Source organism: Pedobacter petrophilus (genome assembly GCF_009674725.1).
GTDB lineage: Bacteria > Bacteroidota > Bacteroidia > Sphingobacteriales > Sphingobacteriaceae > Pedobacter > Pedobacter petrophilus.
The window spans coordinates 65,631-81,619 of the sequence record NZ_WKKH01000001.1; the positions used below are offsets into that span (position 1 = coordinate 65,631).

Genomic DNA, 15,989 nt, shown 5'->3' on the forward strand with positions numbered 1-15,989 from the left:
CGATCATATTTAATCGTCCTTTAACCTAACCTACAAAAAATATGAAAAGAAAGTTCAGTTTTTTCTTCTGTTTATTAGTGACTTTACTGTCAGCACAGCAGCTTGTTTTAGCGCAGCAAAAATATACTTCTTTTACGCCAGGCAAAATCTGGAAAGATGATAAAGGCGTTCATATTAATGCCCACGGCGGTGGCATAGTGGAATATAAAGGAACTTATTATTGGTTTGGCGAACATAAAGTTGAAGGTGGAAAAGGAAATACAGCGCAGGTTGGCGTGCACTGCTACTCCTCAAAAGACCTTTACAACTGGAAAGATGAGGGGATCTCTTTAGCTGTTTCGGATGATTTAAAAAGCGACATTGCAAAAGGATGTATCCTGGAAAGACCTAAAGTAGTTTATAATAAAAAAACCAAAAAATTTGTCATGTGGTTCCACCTGGAATTGCTGGGCAAAAGTTATGAAGCCGCCAGAGCTGGTGTTGCCGTAGCAGATAAACCTACCGGACCGTATACTTTTATTAAAAGCTACCGGCCAAACGCAGGCAAAATGCCTTTTTATGCTGAAGGTACCCCGGATGCTGAAAAAGTGAATTGTGAAAAGCCTGCAAATAAAAGTGATGGTTTCTTTTGCAGAGATTTGCCAGGCGGACAAATGGCGAGAGACATGACGGTTTTTGTGGATGACGATGGAAAAGCTTATCATGTATTTTCCTCTGAAGAAAACTTTACGCTTCACCTGGCCGAGTTATCACCTGATTATTTAAGCCATACGGGTAAATTCATCAGGATTTATGTTGGTCAGCAAACCGAAGCACCTGCTTTGTTTAAGAAAAATGGCATTTATTATATGGTGGGTTCTGGTTGTACAGGCTGGGCACCTAACCCTGCAAGGTGGTTCAAAGCCACGTCCATCTGGGGGCCATGGACTTTTATGGGCAACCCTTGCGAGGGACCAGGTGCAAATATCACTTACGGCGGACAGAGTACGCATGTTCTTCCAGCGCCTGGAAAAAAAGGTGAATTTATTTTCATGGCCGATAAATGGGAGCCGAAAAATGCCATTGATGGTCGTTACCTGTGGCTACCGATTAAGTTTGAAGGAGAGAAAATCAAAATCAACTGGCAGGATGAGTGGGATTTAAATACGTTTGATAAGTAATTCAACTACGGTTTATGAAGGTGCTAGGTCCTAATCAGCCTAATCGGCGCCTTTCCTTTGAAAGGGACAGGCTATAGAGAAAAGCATTGATTACAGCTAGAGAGTTAAAATAGTTCAGCGAGGAATGAAGGCGGCGGATAGAAACGCAGGGATTCTTCGCTGCACTCTGAATAATAAATTCTTGTATACTTTAAACTCAAAAGCTCCTCATTGCGAGGAGGTACGACGAAGCAATCTAATTTCAAGATTCTTCAATGGAGATTGCTTCAGCAGATGAAGAATCTGCTTCGCAATGACGATTTTTCGCATAATGAACAGGTCCTGAATCAAGTTCAGGAAGACGACCGTTTTAACCCACCGCTCATGCAATCGCGAAAAACCATATTTACATTCAATAACCTCATAGATCTGATGAAGCACCTCACTATTTCCATCTTGCTATCACCACCCTGCTGTCCGGCCTGGGAAATGATGGAAGGAGAAAACGTTTAAAGCTTAAACCACAATCTTTCAACCCACCACAACCCAAGGCAGCGCGTTTTGCCCGATCCTTCATCGGGTGCTTGTGCTGCCGAAACAAAGCTTAACGATTTTATCCGACATCAGTTCCAAGCCTTGATTGTTTGCTTCTTTATTATCAAGAATAAAGAAGATAGCCCTTCAGCGGCCAGCCGAGGCAAGCCAGCGCAGCAGCCAAATGATTGATAAGCCACAACAAAATAGATTACTTCACGCTTTCACTCAACCTCCACTTCAGTTCGCAAGGATGATTTTTCGCATAAGGAACAGGTCCTGAATCAAGTTCAGAATGACGACCACTTTAACCCACCGTTCATGCAATGGCAAAAAAACTTATAGTGTAAAGAAACCCATCTAAGCACCTGCTATTAACATCTTGCTATCACCACCCTGCTACCTAGCCTAGGAAATGATGGAAGGAGAAAACGTTTAAAGCTTAAACCACAATCTTTCATTACCTCACAACCCGAGGCAGCGCGTTTTGCCCGATTTTTCATCGGGTGCTTGTGCTGCCGAAACAAAGCTTTAACGAATTTATCCGACATCAGTTTCAAGCCTTGAGTTTTGCTTCTTTTTGTCAAGAAAAAGAAGACAGCCATTCGGCGGCCAGCCGAGGCAAGCCAGCGCAGCAGCCAAATGATTGATAAGCCACAACAAGATAGATTGCTTCACGCCCTCCCTCAACCCCAACTTCAGTTCGCAAGGGCGATTTTTCGCATAAGGAACAGGTCCTGAATCAAGTTCAGGAAGACGAGCGTTTTAACCACCGCTCATGCAATGGCAAAAAAACCTATAGTGTAAAGAAACCCATCTAAGCACCTGCTATTAACATCTTGCTATCACCACCCTGCTGTCCGGCCTGGGGAATGATGGAAGGAGAAAACGTTTAAAGCTTAAACCACAATCTTTTAACCCACCACAACCCAAGGCAGCGCGTTTTGCCCGATCCTTCATCGGGTGCTTGTGCTGCCGAAACAAAGCTTTAACGAATTTATCCAACATCAGTTCCAAGCCTTGATTGTTCGCTTCTTTATTATCAAGAAAAAGAAGATAGCCCTTCGGCGGCCAGCCGGGGCAAGCCAAGCGTAGTTGGAAAAGCCCCAATCTCCCTATCGGCACCTTTCCCCAGAAAGAGAAAAAAGCACCTCTTAGCTATTGATCAAACGGTTCGGTTTTAAATGATGGTAGTGACTAGAAACGCAGGGATTCTTCAATGGAAACTGCTTTAGCAGAGGAAGAATCTGCTTCCCACCGACGGGTTTTCCTTAAGGATACTTAATCAAGTTTAATTTGAAACCACAATTTAGAATTGTTTTAGTCTTAATAATTAATATAAAATTTCATGGTTCATTATTCATAAGCAAATATTAAACGTCAATCTGACGATTAAAATTCGTAAAAATGGTGATTTAAGTCTCCAATTGCCCAAAACTTCACAATTTACCACCTATATTTTACCATATTACCCCTTCTAAGAGTTAAATTTTTCATGGTTATTTGAGTAATCAGATCATCAACCTATGGAAATTTCAAAACTAAAAGTCCCGCTTTTTGTGTCTTCGCACGAACAATCAAAAATTTTTAAAATCATGTCTTAACCAGGCAAATTTTAAGAATTTACCGAACTCTTTTACGCTGCAATCAGCAGCCCAAATTCATCCTAAATAAAAAAAATAAGAATGGCTAAAAAATTACTAAACATGCGAAAATGCATTTTTATGTTTCTGGTTACCGCAATTCTCACGGGAATTTACGGTGGAAACTTAAATGCCCAAACCCCTAAAGTCGCCGTAACTGGTCGGGTATCGGATAATAAAGGAATTCCGATACCTAGTGTAACGGTAAAAGAAAACGGAACTACCAATGTAACGATGAGTAACAACGATGGAAGTTACAAAATCACTGCCGCAAAAGGCTCAACTTTAGCATTTGCCTTTATCGGCTATGCAACCAAAAGTGTTACTGTTGGTGATCAACCGCAAATTAACATCACATTAGTTGATGATGCAGAACAAGCACTGGAAGATGTGGTGGTTGTTGGATTCGGAAAGCAAAAAAAAGTAAATCTAACGGGTTCAGTAGGGGTAGTAGATGCTAAATCTCTGGAAAACCGTCCGGTTCAGAACCTGTCTCAGGCATTGCAGGGCTTGGTGCCAGGGTTAAATATTTCACAAAATAATGGATCACTGGAAAGCAGGCCAACTATTAATATCAGGGGGGTAGGTACAATTGGTAGTTCTTCTTCAGATCCTCTGGTTTTAATTGATGGTATGGAGGGATCACTAAATGCATTAAACCCACAGGATGTAGAAAGTATTTCTGTATTAAAGGATGCCTCAGCATCGTCGATATATGGTTCGAGGGCTGCATTCGGGGTGATTTTGGTTACTACCAAAAGAGGCAAGGCCGGGAGAGTGCAGGTAAACTATAACAACAGTTTCCGTCAAACCAGTCCGGTTTTATTACCAGAAATGATGGACTCCTATACTTTCGCGCTATATTTTAACGATGCTGGCATAAATGGTGGCAGTGCACCTCATTTTGATGCAGCAAGTTTAAAAAGAATTAAAGATTTTCAAGACGGAACATTAAAAAGCACCATTATTCCAAGTCCCAACAATAATCTGGTTTGGGCAGATGGTTATGCATTTGGTAACGACAATAATGATTGGTACAAGGTGATGTACCGCGACCATAGCTTTTCGCAAGAACACAATGTGAGTTTAACCGGCGGAACAGAAGCCACTTCATATTATCTGTCGGGGAATTTCATGGATCAAACCGGGATGATGCGCTTCAATCAGGATGGCTATGCCAGGTATGGTGCTACAGCGAAAATCAATACTAAGATTTCAGAATTTTTAACTGCAAATTACAGCAACCGTTTTTTAAGAGAAACCTACCATCGCCCTGCGGCATTAACCACTGGTTTTTATGAAGGAATTGGCCGCCAGGGTTGGCCAACTTTGCCCCTGTATGATCCGAACGGTTATTTGTATAGTTCTCCGTCTCCTGCTTTAGAAATGGCAGAAGGAGGCGATGATAATGAAGTTAAAGATTGGATGTATCAGCAAATCCAATTGGTTTTTGAGCCGATTAAAGGTTGGAAAACATTTGGAGAAGCAAATTATCGTACGCAAACGCAGTTCCGTCACTGGGATTCGCAGCAAACATTTAACCACGATGTAAATGGAGTTCCGTATCTCTACAGAAGGAGTTCGAATGTAAACGAATATGGTTATAAGGAAAACTATTTTAATACCAATATTTACTCAGAATATTCGAAAAGTTACGGTAAACACAACCTTAAGATCATGGCTGGTTTTCAGTATGAAGACACCCGCTATCGTGATTTAAATGCGCAAAGAAATGGCGTTATCGTAGCTGATATCCCAACGTTGAACACCACATCCGGTCTGGATGCTGATGGTAAAGTGCTTGCGCCAACAGTTTCAGGTCAATATCAGAACTGGGCAACGCAAGGATTGTTTAGCCGTTTAAATTATGATTACGACGGGATTTATTTGTTAGAAGCTAACCTTCGCTATGACGGATCATCTCGTTTCCGTTCTGATAAACGATGGGGGTGGTTTCCATCAGTTTCTGCAGGGTGGAATATGGCGAGAGAGGAGTTTTTTAAAGACAAATTTTCGTTTGTAAATACCTTTAAGTTTCGGGCTTCTTACGGTAGTTTAGGGAATCAGAATACCAAAGTCTGGTATCCAACCTACTTAACCATGCCAATCGGTACGGCCAGCGGAACGTGGTTAATTAACGGCGGCAGACCGAACACCGCAAGTGCGCCAGGGATTGTAAGTTCTACCTTAACCTGGGAAACTGTAGAGAGTTATAACGCAGGATTGGATTTTGGATTTTTGAAAAACAGGTTAACCGGATCTTTCGATTGGTTTAACCGTAAAACCTTAAACATGGTTGGGCCGGCACCAGAACTTCCCGTTACCTTAGGAACAGGTGTTCCATCAACCAACAATACAGATTTAAAATCGGTAGGTTTTGAGTTTGAAATTGGCTGGAATGACCTTACCAAAAGCGGCCTGGGTTATGGTGTGAAGTTTTTATTGTCTGATTTGAAAACTACGGTTACCCGTTATCCAAACGCGACTATGTCTTTAGATATTTATAGAACCGGGCAGCAACTGGGCGATATCTGGGGATACACGACAATAGGAATTGCCAAAACCCAGGAGGAGATGAATGCCCATTTGGCAACATTAAGTAACGGCCAATCGGCATTTGGTTCGCAATGGTCTGCGGGAGATATTATGTACGCTGATTACAATAAAGACGGTAAACTGGACTGGGGAAGCTGGAGACAGGGAGATTCTGGTGATGCACACCTGATTGGAAACAGCACCCCACGTTACCGCGTGGGTTTAGATATTAATATGGATTATAAAGGCTTTGATTTCCGGGCATTTTTCCAGGGGGTATTGAAAAGAGATTTCTGGCAAGGAAGTTATTTCTTCTGGGGTGCTACATCAGATAAGTGGTGGTCTACAGGTTTAGTACAACATACCGATTATTTTAGGAATGATCCGAATAGCCCGCTCGGCTTAAACTTAGATTCATACTATCCCAGACCAACTTTCGGAACAGGTAAAAACCAACAAACCCAAACCGGCTATCTTCAGGATGCCTCTTACATCAGGTTAAAAAACATTCAGTTGGGTTATACCATTCCTCAGCGATTAACCAAGAAGTTTGGTGCGCAGAAGTTAAGGGTTTTTGCCTCTGGCGAGAACCTGGTAACCTGGACTAAACTGGCAGAAATGTTTGACCCGGAGACCATTGATGGTGGTTCTAACGGAAGCGTTTACCCACTTTCTAAAGTAATGTCATTGGGTTTAAGTGTAACTTTTTAATAAGATAGAAATGAATTTTTCAAAATATAAAAAATATAGTTGCCTTGCAACATTAGCAGTTTTCGTGCTCGTATCCGGAGCCTGCCAAAAGGCTTTAGACAAAGCGCCACTTTCAGATATTACCCCAGAAAGCTACCTAAAAGAAGAAGGGCAGCTGGCAGCCTATGCCATTGCAAGGTATCCGGATGCGCTTCCTTCACACGGAAACTATTCTTTCGGCACCTTCGGTATTGATGGCAATACCGATAACATGATTTTGCCTGTTCTGGATAACAAGTATATTCCAGGCTTATGGCGGGTAGAGGCTTCTGGTGGCGAATGGAGCTTTGGAAACATCTATCAGGCAAATTATTTCCTGAGTACTGTAATCCCAAGATGGAAAGCAGGGGGCATTGTGGGTAATGCAGATAATATTAAGCAATACATCGGCGAGATGTATTTTATCAGAGCAGTAGAATATTTCAAGAAATTACAATCATTAGGCGATTTTCCGATCATCAAAACCGTTTATCCTGATGAAAAGGAGATTTTAACCCAGGTGAGTAAAAGACAGCCACGCAACGAAGTGGCAAGGTTTATTCTTTCTGATCTGGATTCTGCTGCGCTGTTATTAAAAACATCACCGGATGGAACCAAAAACAGAATTTCTAAACTTTGTGCACAGCTGATTAAATCCAGAGTAGCACTATATGAAGGAACGTGGCTTAAATATTTTAAAGGAACCGCATTTGTGCCTAACGGACCAAACTGGCCTGGTAAAGCGAAAGATTATAATGCCAGCTATCAATATCCAACAGGAAGCATTGATTCAGAAATCCAGTACTTTTTAGGCGAGGCAATGTCTGCAGCGAAAAGTGTGGCAGATGCCGTTCCTCTGGTGGCTAATACCGGAATTATAGAAGCTCCAAACAATGAAAACCCTTATTTTAAAATGTTCGGAGCGGTAGATATGTCTGGCTATAGCGAGGTTTTGTTGTGGAGGCAATATGGCGCTGGTTTGGTTACCCACAACATTCCGGTGTATACCCAGGCCGGAAACTATGCCGTGGGTTTATCAAAAAGTATGGTGGAAAGCTTCTTAATGGAAAATGGGTTACCAATTTATGCTGCGGGAAGCAACTATCAGGGAGATGATTACATCGCTGATGTGAGAAAAAACAGGGATGGAAGATTAAACTTATTTTTAAAGGAACCTGGTCAGAAAAACGTACTGGTTAACGTTGGCCAGGGAACTCATGCCACCCAAATAGAGCCTACCCCGAGAATCTGGGAATCTAGCTATGATCAGAAATATACCACTGGTTACGCCATCAGAAAAGGGATTAGTTATGATGGCGCTCAGGCGAATAATGGTCAGGGGTATACAGGAAGTATTACATATAGGGCAAGTGAGGCTTACTTAAATTATATGGAGGCTAGCTATGAAAGAAATGGAACACTTGATGCTGATGCAACTAAATACTGGCAACAATTAAGGGCAAGAGCCAAAGTAAATACCGATTTTCAACAAACCATTGCGGCAACTGAAATGGCTAAAGAAACGCAGGATTGGGGTGCATATTCTGCCAATACGTTGGTTTCCCCTACACTTTATAACATTCGCCGCGAAAGAAGAAATGAATTGATGGCAGAAGGCTTGAGGTATATGGATTTAAAAAGATGGAGAGCGATGGATCAAATGATCAGCACGCCATACCACTTTGAAGGATTTAAACTCTGGGGGCCGATGAAGAGCTGGTTTACAGCTTCGCAAATTGTTTACGGTTCCGGAAATTCCGGCGCTGTTGTTTCTGACCCGGCTTTGAGTATCTATCTCCGTCCGCAGGAGATCCGTGCAAATGCCGATTCTTATAAAGGTGCAAGGTGGACAATGGCACATTATTTAAGCCCGATTGCCACACAACATTTTAACATTACCGCTACAGATGGAAACATAGCCAGTTCACCCATTTACCAAAACCCAGGTTGGCTTACAGCTGGTGGCTCAACGCCAACCGGAATATAAAAATACTTTCATTTACAGCGTCCTTGAAAGAGGAATCTCTAAATGAATAATTTAAATTTACTTTATGAGTTTAAGAACAAAAATAGCGGCAGTTTCGCTGGCAGTTTTATTTTCGCACCAGGTTCATGCGCAAAACAACGATTGGGAAAATCCCGGATTAGTGGATCAGGGGAAGGAAAAAGCCCATGTGACTTTCATGTTATTTGATAACCAGAAAGATGTGATCGAGGATGATTACTCAAAATCGCCTTATTATAAATCTTTAAATGGCAGCTGGAAGTTTAATTATGTTGATAAACACGAGAATCGCCGGGCAGATTTTTTTAACACCAATCTCGATGATAGCGGTTGGGCAAATATTCCTGTACCCTCCAACTGGGAATTGAATGGTTTCGGCATTCCTATTTACACCAATATCACCTATCCTTACCCAAAAAACCCGCCTTTTATCGGCGGGAATAATCCGGTTGGTACCTATAGAAAAACTTTTACCGTTCCAGAAAACTGGGAAGGGAAAGAAACAATTATCCATTTTGGTTCCATCTCTGGCTGTGCTTTCATTTACCTGAATGGTAAAAAGGTGGGCATGACCAAAGCTTCTAAAACGCCTGCGGAGTTTGACATTACGCCGTTCCTGAAAACGGGAACCAATATTTTGGCTGTTCAGGTTTTTCGCTGGTCGGATGGAAGTTACCTGGAGGATCAGGATTTCTGGCGACTGAGCGGCATAGAGCGAAATGTTTACCTCTATGCAATGCCGAAACAAACCGTTTGGGATTTCTTCCTGAAAGGTGATTTGGATCAAAATTATACTGACGGATTATTCACGGCCGACGTTGATGTGCGCAAATTTGCAAAGCAAAACCCGGCTGGCGGATCAATTACCGTATCGCTTCTGGATAAAAGTGGTAAAACAGTTTTTACAAGAAAACAAGCCTTCAATGCTAATGCAGATTCTATTCAGACTATTAAATTCAGCGGAACAATTAAAAACCCGTTGAAATGGAACGCAGAGCAGCCAGATTTATACGATTGCGTAATTGCGCTTGCCGATGCAAAAGGTAAACAAACAGCCGTAACAGGCGCTAAGGTGGGCTTTAGAAAAGTAGAAATCAAAAATGCACAGCTTCTGGTAAACGGTGTCGCCACTTACGTTCACGGCGTTAACCGCCACGAGCATGATGATGTAACCGGCCATACCACTACCAAAGCATTAATGTTGAAGGATATCCGTTTGATGAAGGAATTTAACATCAACGCCGTGCGTTTATCTCATTATCCTAACGATCCGCTTTGGTATAAACTGTGCGATGAATACGGCCTTTATCTTGTTGATGAGGCGAATATAGAAACGCATGGAATGGGGGCAGAGTGGCAGAGTGCTTTCGATAAGTCTAAACATCCTGCATACCTGCCAGAATGGGCTGCGGCACATGTAGACCGTACCGTTCGTATGGTAGAGCGCGATAAAAATCATGCTTCCATCATCATCTGGTCGCTTGGAAATGAATGTGGCAATGGCCCCGTATTTCATGACAATTATAAATGGATTAAGCAACGCGACAATACCCGTCCGGTTCAGTTTGAGCAAGCCGGAGAAGACTGGAACACCGATATTGTTTGTCCGATGTATCCGGGCATTGGCTCCATGAAAAAGTATGCCAATGATCAAACCAAAACGCGTCCGTATATTATGTGCGAGTATGCCCACGCGATGGGAAATAGCAGTGGCAATTTTCAGGAATATTTCGATATTATTCGCAGTAGCAAACACATGCAGGGTGGTTTTATCTGGGATTGGGTAGATCAGGGCATTAAAACGAAAGACGCCAATGGCAAAACATTCTGGGCTTACGGTGGTGATTTAGGAGGCTTTTACTGGCAAAACGATGAGAATTTTTGTGCCAATGGGCTGGTATCTGCAGATCGGACTCCACACCCTGGTTTATCAGAAGTGAAAAAAGTATATCAGAATATTTTATTTACATCAACAGCTATCGCTAAAGGAAACTTAACAATAGAGAACCTTTTTGATTTTACCAACCTCGATCAGTACCATTTTAAATGGGTATTGATGAGCAATGGAAAGATGGTTAAAGAGGGTGCATTTGAGGTAAACCTTAACCCGCATACTAAAAAAGACATCAAGCTAAACCTTCCGGCGTTTAAATCCGTTGCCGGAACAGAATATTTCTTAAATGTTTATGCTTACCGTAAAAATGCCAGCGCCATGTTACCAGCCGGATTTGAAGTAGCCAATGAACAATTCTTTTATGGCGGTAATTTCTTTGCAAAGGCATACCAAAATACGAGCAGGTTATCAGTAACTACCGATGGAAATAAGCTTTCTTTCACCGCGGGTGATGTAAGTGGAGAATTCGACACCAAATATGGCAGGTTTATCCGATACAGTAAAAAAGATGGAAACAATTTTAACCGTTTTCCAGAGCCATATTTCTGGAGGGCACCAACTGATAACGATTTCGGAAACAACATGCCGCAACGTTTAGGCATCTGGCGTTCTGCCCATGAAAGTAGAAAACTTATTGCCGTAAATGTAGCGAAACAAACAGATAGTGGTTTGCTGATTAATGTAAACTACATGCTGAATAGTGTTGCTGTTCCTTATGTGGTAAATTACCTGATTCAAAATGACGGATCGGTAAAAGTTACAGCCACAATGGATCTGGGTGCCAGAGATTTGCCTGAATTGCCGAGATTTGGAATGCGTACAGAACTGCCGCAGTCTTATCAAAATCTGAAATATTATGGGAGAGGCCCGTACGAAAACTACAGTGACCGTAATTTTGCCTCCCTGGTTGGCCTGTACGAAGATCAGGTAGAAAATCAGTTTTATAAAGGATATATCCGTCCACAGGAAAGTGGTAATAAAACTGACGTTCGCTGGTTGAGTTTAACCGCAAATGATGGTAGCGGGCTCTTAATTGAGGGTGCGCAGCCTATTTCATTTACGGCCATCAATCATTCTACAGAAGATTTAGATCCGGGTTTAACCAAAAAGCAACAACACCCAACAAATTTACCAGTACGGAATAATGTATACTTAAATATAGATTTAAAGCAGCGTGGCGTTGGCGGAGACGACAGCTGGGGTGCCTATCCGCATGCGCAATACCGACTAACCGATCAGAAATATTCATACAGTTACACCATAAAACTTTTGGGTAACTTTAATCCTGATGCGCGATAAAATGCAATATATCCCTTGTTCACTATTGGTTTTTATCACTACATTTTGCGCCCCTTTAAGGGCGCAAAATGTTGCGCATTCACAATATTTCGGAGATGGATATCAGCTGGTATGGGCTGATGAATTTAATAAAGATGGTTCTCCCAATCCAGAAAACTGGACTTACGAACAGGGCTTTGTTCGAAATGAAGAACTGCAATGGTACCAGCCGGAAAATGCTTTTTGCAAAAACGGATCTTTAGTTATTGAAGCCAGGAAAACTGAAAAACCCAATCCTGATTATGTTCCGGAAAGTAAAAACTGGCGCAAAAACCGAAAAAGTATCCACTATACTTCAGCTTGTTTAATTACCAAAGGTTTGAAAAGCTGGCAGTACGGCCGCTTTGAAATGCGTGCCAAAATTGATATCAGCAAAGGTTTATGGCCCGCTTTCTGGACTTTAGGCGTTGAGGGTGCATGGCCTGCCAATGGTGAAATCGATATTATGGAATACTACCGTGGCAAAATCCTGGCAAACATTGCGAGTACGGCGAGAGATGGAAAAACAAAATGGTTCAGCCAAACCAAAGCAGTTGATGAACTGGGCGGTAAAGCATGGGCCAAAAAATTCCATATATGGCGAATGGATTGGGATGAGCAATCTATCAGTTTATTTATGGATAATGTGCTGTTGAATAAAACCTCATGCTCTGATCTTGATAACGACGATCGAAAAGGCATTCACCCGTTTAAACAGAAACATTACATTTTACTTGATCTGGCTATTGGCGGGATGAATGGAGGTGATCCGAAAGGCACTAAATTCCCGAATCGCTTTGAAATCGATTACGTTCGCGTTTATCAAAAATAGATTGATTCGAAAAGGTAAAATGGCCTTTAGTGGAACATCTGCAGATAGAATTTGTATCTTTGGTTTAGTCAACCAAATATTTTTATCCAATGCCAAATGCATTTTTATTCCCCTTTCGGGAAGACAACTTACCCTCATGAAGCGAATTATTTTTTTCTTAATTATTTCTACTTTTTCTGTTCCGATTATTGCGCAAACTAAGCTGCAGGCTTTTGATTTAAAGGATGTTCGGCTGCTGGAAAGCCGGTTTTTAAAAGCCGAAAAAACTGATCAGACGTACATGCTTTCGCTAAATCCCGATCGGTTATTAGCGCCGTACTTAAAAGAGGCAGGTTTAAAGCCCAAAGCCGATGCTTATGGAAACTGGGAAGATACAGGTTTAGACGGGCACATTGGTGGTCATTACGTTTCAGCACTTTCTTTAATGTATGCCTCAACGGGCGATGAAAAGGTTAAGTCAAGACTTGATTACATGCTCGATGAACTCGAAAAATGTCAGTTGAAAAACGGAAATGGTTACTTATCCGGCGTACCTGGCGGAAAAGAAATCTGGGCGCAAATCAAACTCGGCAATATCAAATCTTCCAGCTTTTCCCTCAATGGAAAGTGGGTCCCCCTTTATAACATTCATAAAATTTTTGCAGGTTTGCATGATGCCTATGCCGTTGCAGGGAGCGAAAAAGCCAAGCAAATGCTTATTAAGCTTACCGATTGGTGCATAGACCTGGTTTCTGGTTTGTCAGATAATCAGATTCAGGAATTATTAAAAAGTGAACACGGCGGGTTGAATGAAATATTTGCAGATGTTTATGCCATCACCGGCGATAAAAAATACCTGAAACTGGCCAGGCAATTTTCTGATCAGTCGATTCTGAAACCCTTATTGGCACAAAAGGATGCGTTAAACGGCCTGCATGCCAATACACAAATTCCGAAAGTGATTGGTTTTGAACAAATCGCGCTGGTAGATGATGATCAGAATTGGGGTAAAGCCGCAGCGTTCTTCTGGCAAACGGTGGTCAATAACAGAACTGTTGCCATTGGCGGAAACAGTGTAAGGGAACACTTTCATCCCTCAAATGATTTTTCTTCTATGCTCGAGTCAAGAGAAGGGCCAGAAACCTGTAACTCTTACAACATGCTGAAACTGACTAAACAACTGTTTCTGGATGCACCTTCTATAAAATACCTGGATTATTACGAGCGAACGCTCTACAATCATATTTTAACTTCCCAGCGGGATAAAGGTGGCTTTGTGTACTTCACGCCAATGCGTCCGGGTCATTACCGTACCTATTCAGAACCTCAGGAAAGTTTTTGGTGCTGCGTAGGCTCAGGTTTAGAAAATCATGGCAAATATGGCGAATTAATTTATGCGCATGATGGCCAGAATATTTATGTCAATCTCTTTATTCCTTCTACCTTAAACTGGAAAGAAAAGGGCATTAGCGTTACGCAGGAAACTGATTTTCCTGAAAAAGAGTTCACCCAGCTTAAACTTAAATTGGCTGATAAAGAACATTTTTCCATTAATTTAAGGCATCCATCCTGGTTAGCAAAAGGGCAAATGACCATTGTGATTAATGGGAAGAAAGTATTAGCGAAAGATATGGGAAACGGTTATTCCAGTATCGATCGGGTATGGTCATCAGGCGATGTAATTAAAATAGCGCTCCCAATGCACAATACCACCGAATTTATGCCAGATGGATCAGACTGGGTGGCTTTTCTCCACGGGCCAATCGTAATGGCCGCAGAACTGGATACGCTTCAGCAGCCTAATCTAACAGCAGATGGCAGCAGAATGGGGCACATTGCCTCTGGCGCATTATTTCCCATTAGCGAGGCGCCACTGGTTTCTGGCAATAAGGCAGACCTTGCTAAAAAACTTGTAGCCATGAAGGATGAGTCGCTTTCTTTTAGCGCCACAAACGCCATTTATCAGCCGAAATATCAAAAGCTTAAACTGGTTCCATTCTATCGCCTGGCAGAAAAACGTTACATCGTGTACTTTCCTTATTCAAGCCCTGAAAACCTGGAAGAACGGGCTAAAGGCATAAAACTGGCTGAAATTGAAAAAAGTAAACTTGAACAGGAAACCGTTGATCTGGTCAATACCGGAGAACAGCAGCCGGAATCTGATCATGGTTTTAAAGGGGAGAAAACAGATAATGGCATTTTTCAGGATCGGCACTTTAGAAACGGAAACGGATGGTTTAGCTATAATTTGAAAAATGAGTATTTAACGGCTAAAAGAATTCGGCTTACGCTATATGGTAAAGAAGAAAATAAAACATTTTCGCTCTTGATTAACAATAAGGTCATTGCTCATGTGGGTTTAGACGGGAGCAAGGGAAATACTTTTTACACACAGGATTTCGAAATTCCGGAACAGTTGTTGGCTAAGCAAATGGAATTGAAGTTAGCAGCTCAGGCAGGATCTTCTATTGCTAATATTTATGAAATAAGATTGGTGAAGTAGTATTTAAAGGCGTGGCCCAAAAGTGATAAAACCGGGCTTTTTAGTGAGCTCATGAATACAATTAAAAACATAAACAACGGCTAAATAACTCAAGGCTAGGATCTGATGTCTGATAAATTCGTTAAAGCTTTTAGTTCGCCAGCCACTTTCCCGATCTACAGAAAATCTAAGGCTAATCAACTCCGGGTACAAATAAAACAACCATGAAAAAAATAAAAGCCTGAAAGGGCTTTTTTAATTTCAAAGCATTATTTTTACGCCAATTATGGAAAACGACAAAAGAGAAATATTCGATAGCGTTGCGCAACGTTTAAAAATTGAAGGTTTTAATGTAGTAAACCGCGATGAAACCCGTCCTTGGGGTGGTTTCTTCGTAATTGATGAAGCCCAGGCTCAGCAGTTTGCAGATACTTATTTTGACGGATTAGATGTAGAGGGTTTAAAAATAGGTGGTAAATTAAGTCCGAAAATATTAATAGTAGCACCAAATACACGTTTATCCTGGCAATATCATCACCGCAGAGCAGAAATCTGGCAAGTGGTAACCGGAACAGTTGGTATCAAAACCAGCGAAACAGATGAAGAAGGTGAAGTGAAAAAATATGCACCTAAAGATCAGATCAAATTGCAGCAGGGCGAGCGTCACCGCTTAATTGGTTTAGAAGATTGGGGTGTAGTTGCAGAAATCTGGCAACACACTGATGCTTCAAATCCATCAGATGAAAGCGACATCATACGGGTACAAGACGATTTCGGCAGATAGTATTAATTCATTAAAAATAAATCAAAAAGGCACGTTGAGTGATCTCTCGTGTCTTTTTAACACATTTCTAATCTTCGTTTAAACCACGAATATTTCCCAACGGCGACTTTATAAAA

At 41.6% G+C, this 15,989-nt stretch carries 7 protein-coding genes; all 7 read left to right on the plus strand.

Features of this window, described 5'->3' with window-relative positions:
* The first annotated feature begins 41 nt into the window (after positions 1-41).
* The 7 genes from GJU39_RS00270 to GJU39_RS00300 all read left to right on the plus strand — a co-directional run bounded on the left by GJU39_RS00270 (position 42) and on the right by GJU39_RS00300 (position 15,873).
* Entirely contained in the window at positions 42-1,160 is a 1,119-nt protein-coding gene (locus tag GJU39_RS00270; protein ID WP_154278677.1) for a glycoside hydrolase family 43 protein, read from the plus strand.
* Between the two features lie 2,198 nt (positions 1,161-3,358).
* Complete coding sequence (locus tag GJU39_RS00275) at positions 3,359-6,562, plus strand: SusC/RagA family TonB-linked outer membrane protein (protein ID WP_209437569.1); 3,204 nt, start codon at positions 3,359-3,361, stop codon at positions 6,560-6,562.
* A gap of 10 nt (positions 6,563-6,572) precedes the next feature.
* Entirely contained in the window at positions 6,573-8,567 is a 1,995-nt protein-coding gene (locus GJU39_RS00280; RefSeq protein ID WP_154278678.1) for a RagB/SusD family nutrient uptake outer membrane protein, read from the plus strand.
* Between the two features lie 64 nt (positions 8,568-8,631).
* Positions 8,632-11,778, plus strand: coding sequence for a glycoside hydrolase family 2 TIM barrel-domain containing protein (locus GJU39_RS00285; RefSeq protein WP_154278679.1), 3,147 nt, complete (start codon positions 8,632-8,634; stop codon positions 11,776-11,778).
* Positions 11,768-12,628 carry a glycoside hydrolase family 16 protein gene (locus tag GJU39_RS00290; RefSeq protein ID WP_245227639.1) on the plus strand — a complete coding sequence of 287 codons (861 nt, stop codon included), beginning with the start codon at positions 11,768-11,770 and terminating at the stop codon, positions 12,626-12,628. Before GJU39_RS00285 ends, GJU39_RS00290 begins: the two co-directional genes overlap by 11 nt.
* A 136-nt stretch (positions 12,629-12,764) precedes the next feature.
* Entirely contained in the window at positions 12,765-15,110 is a 2,346-nt protein-coding gene (locus GJU39_RS00295) for a glycoside hydrolase family 127 protein (RefSeq protein WP_154278680.1), read from the plus strand.
* A 265-nt stretch (positions 15,111-15,375) separates the two neighbouring features.
* The gene (locus GJU39_RS00300; protein ID WP_154278681.1) at positions 15,376-15,873 is read left to right on the plus strand and encodes a cupin domain-containing protein; all 498 of its coding nucleotides are present in this window, start codon (positions 15,376-15,378) and stop codon (positions 15,871-15,873) included.
* Positions 15,874-15,989: the final 116 nt, after the last annotated feature.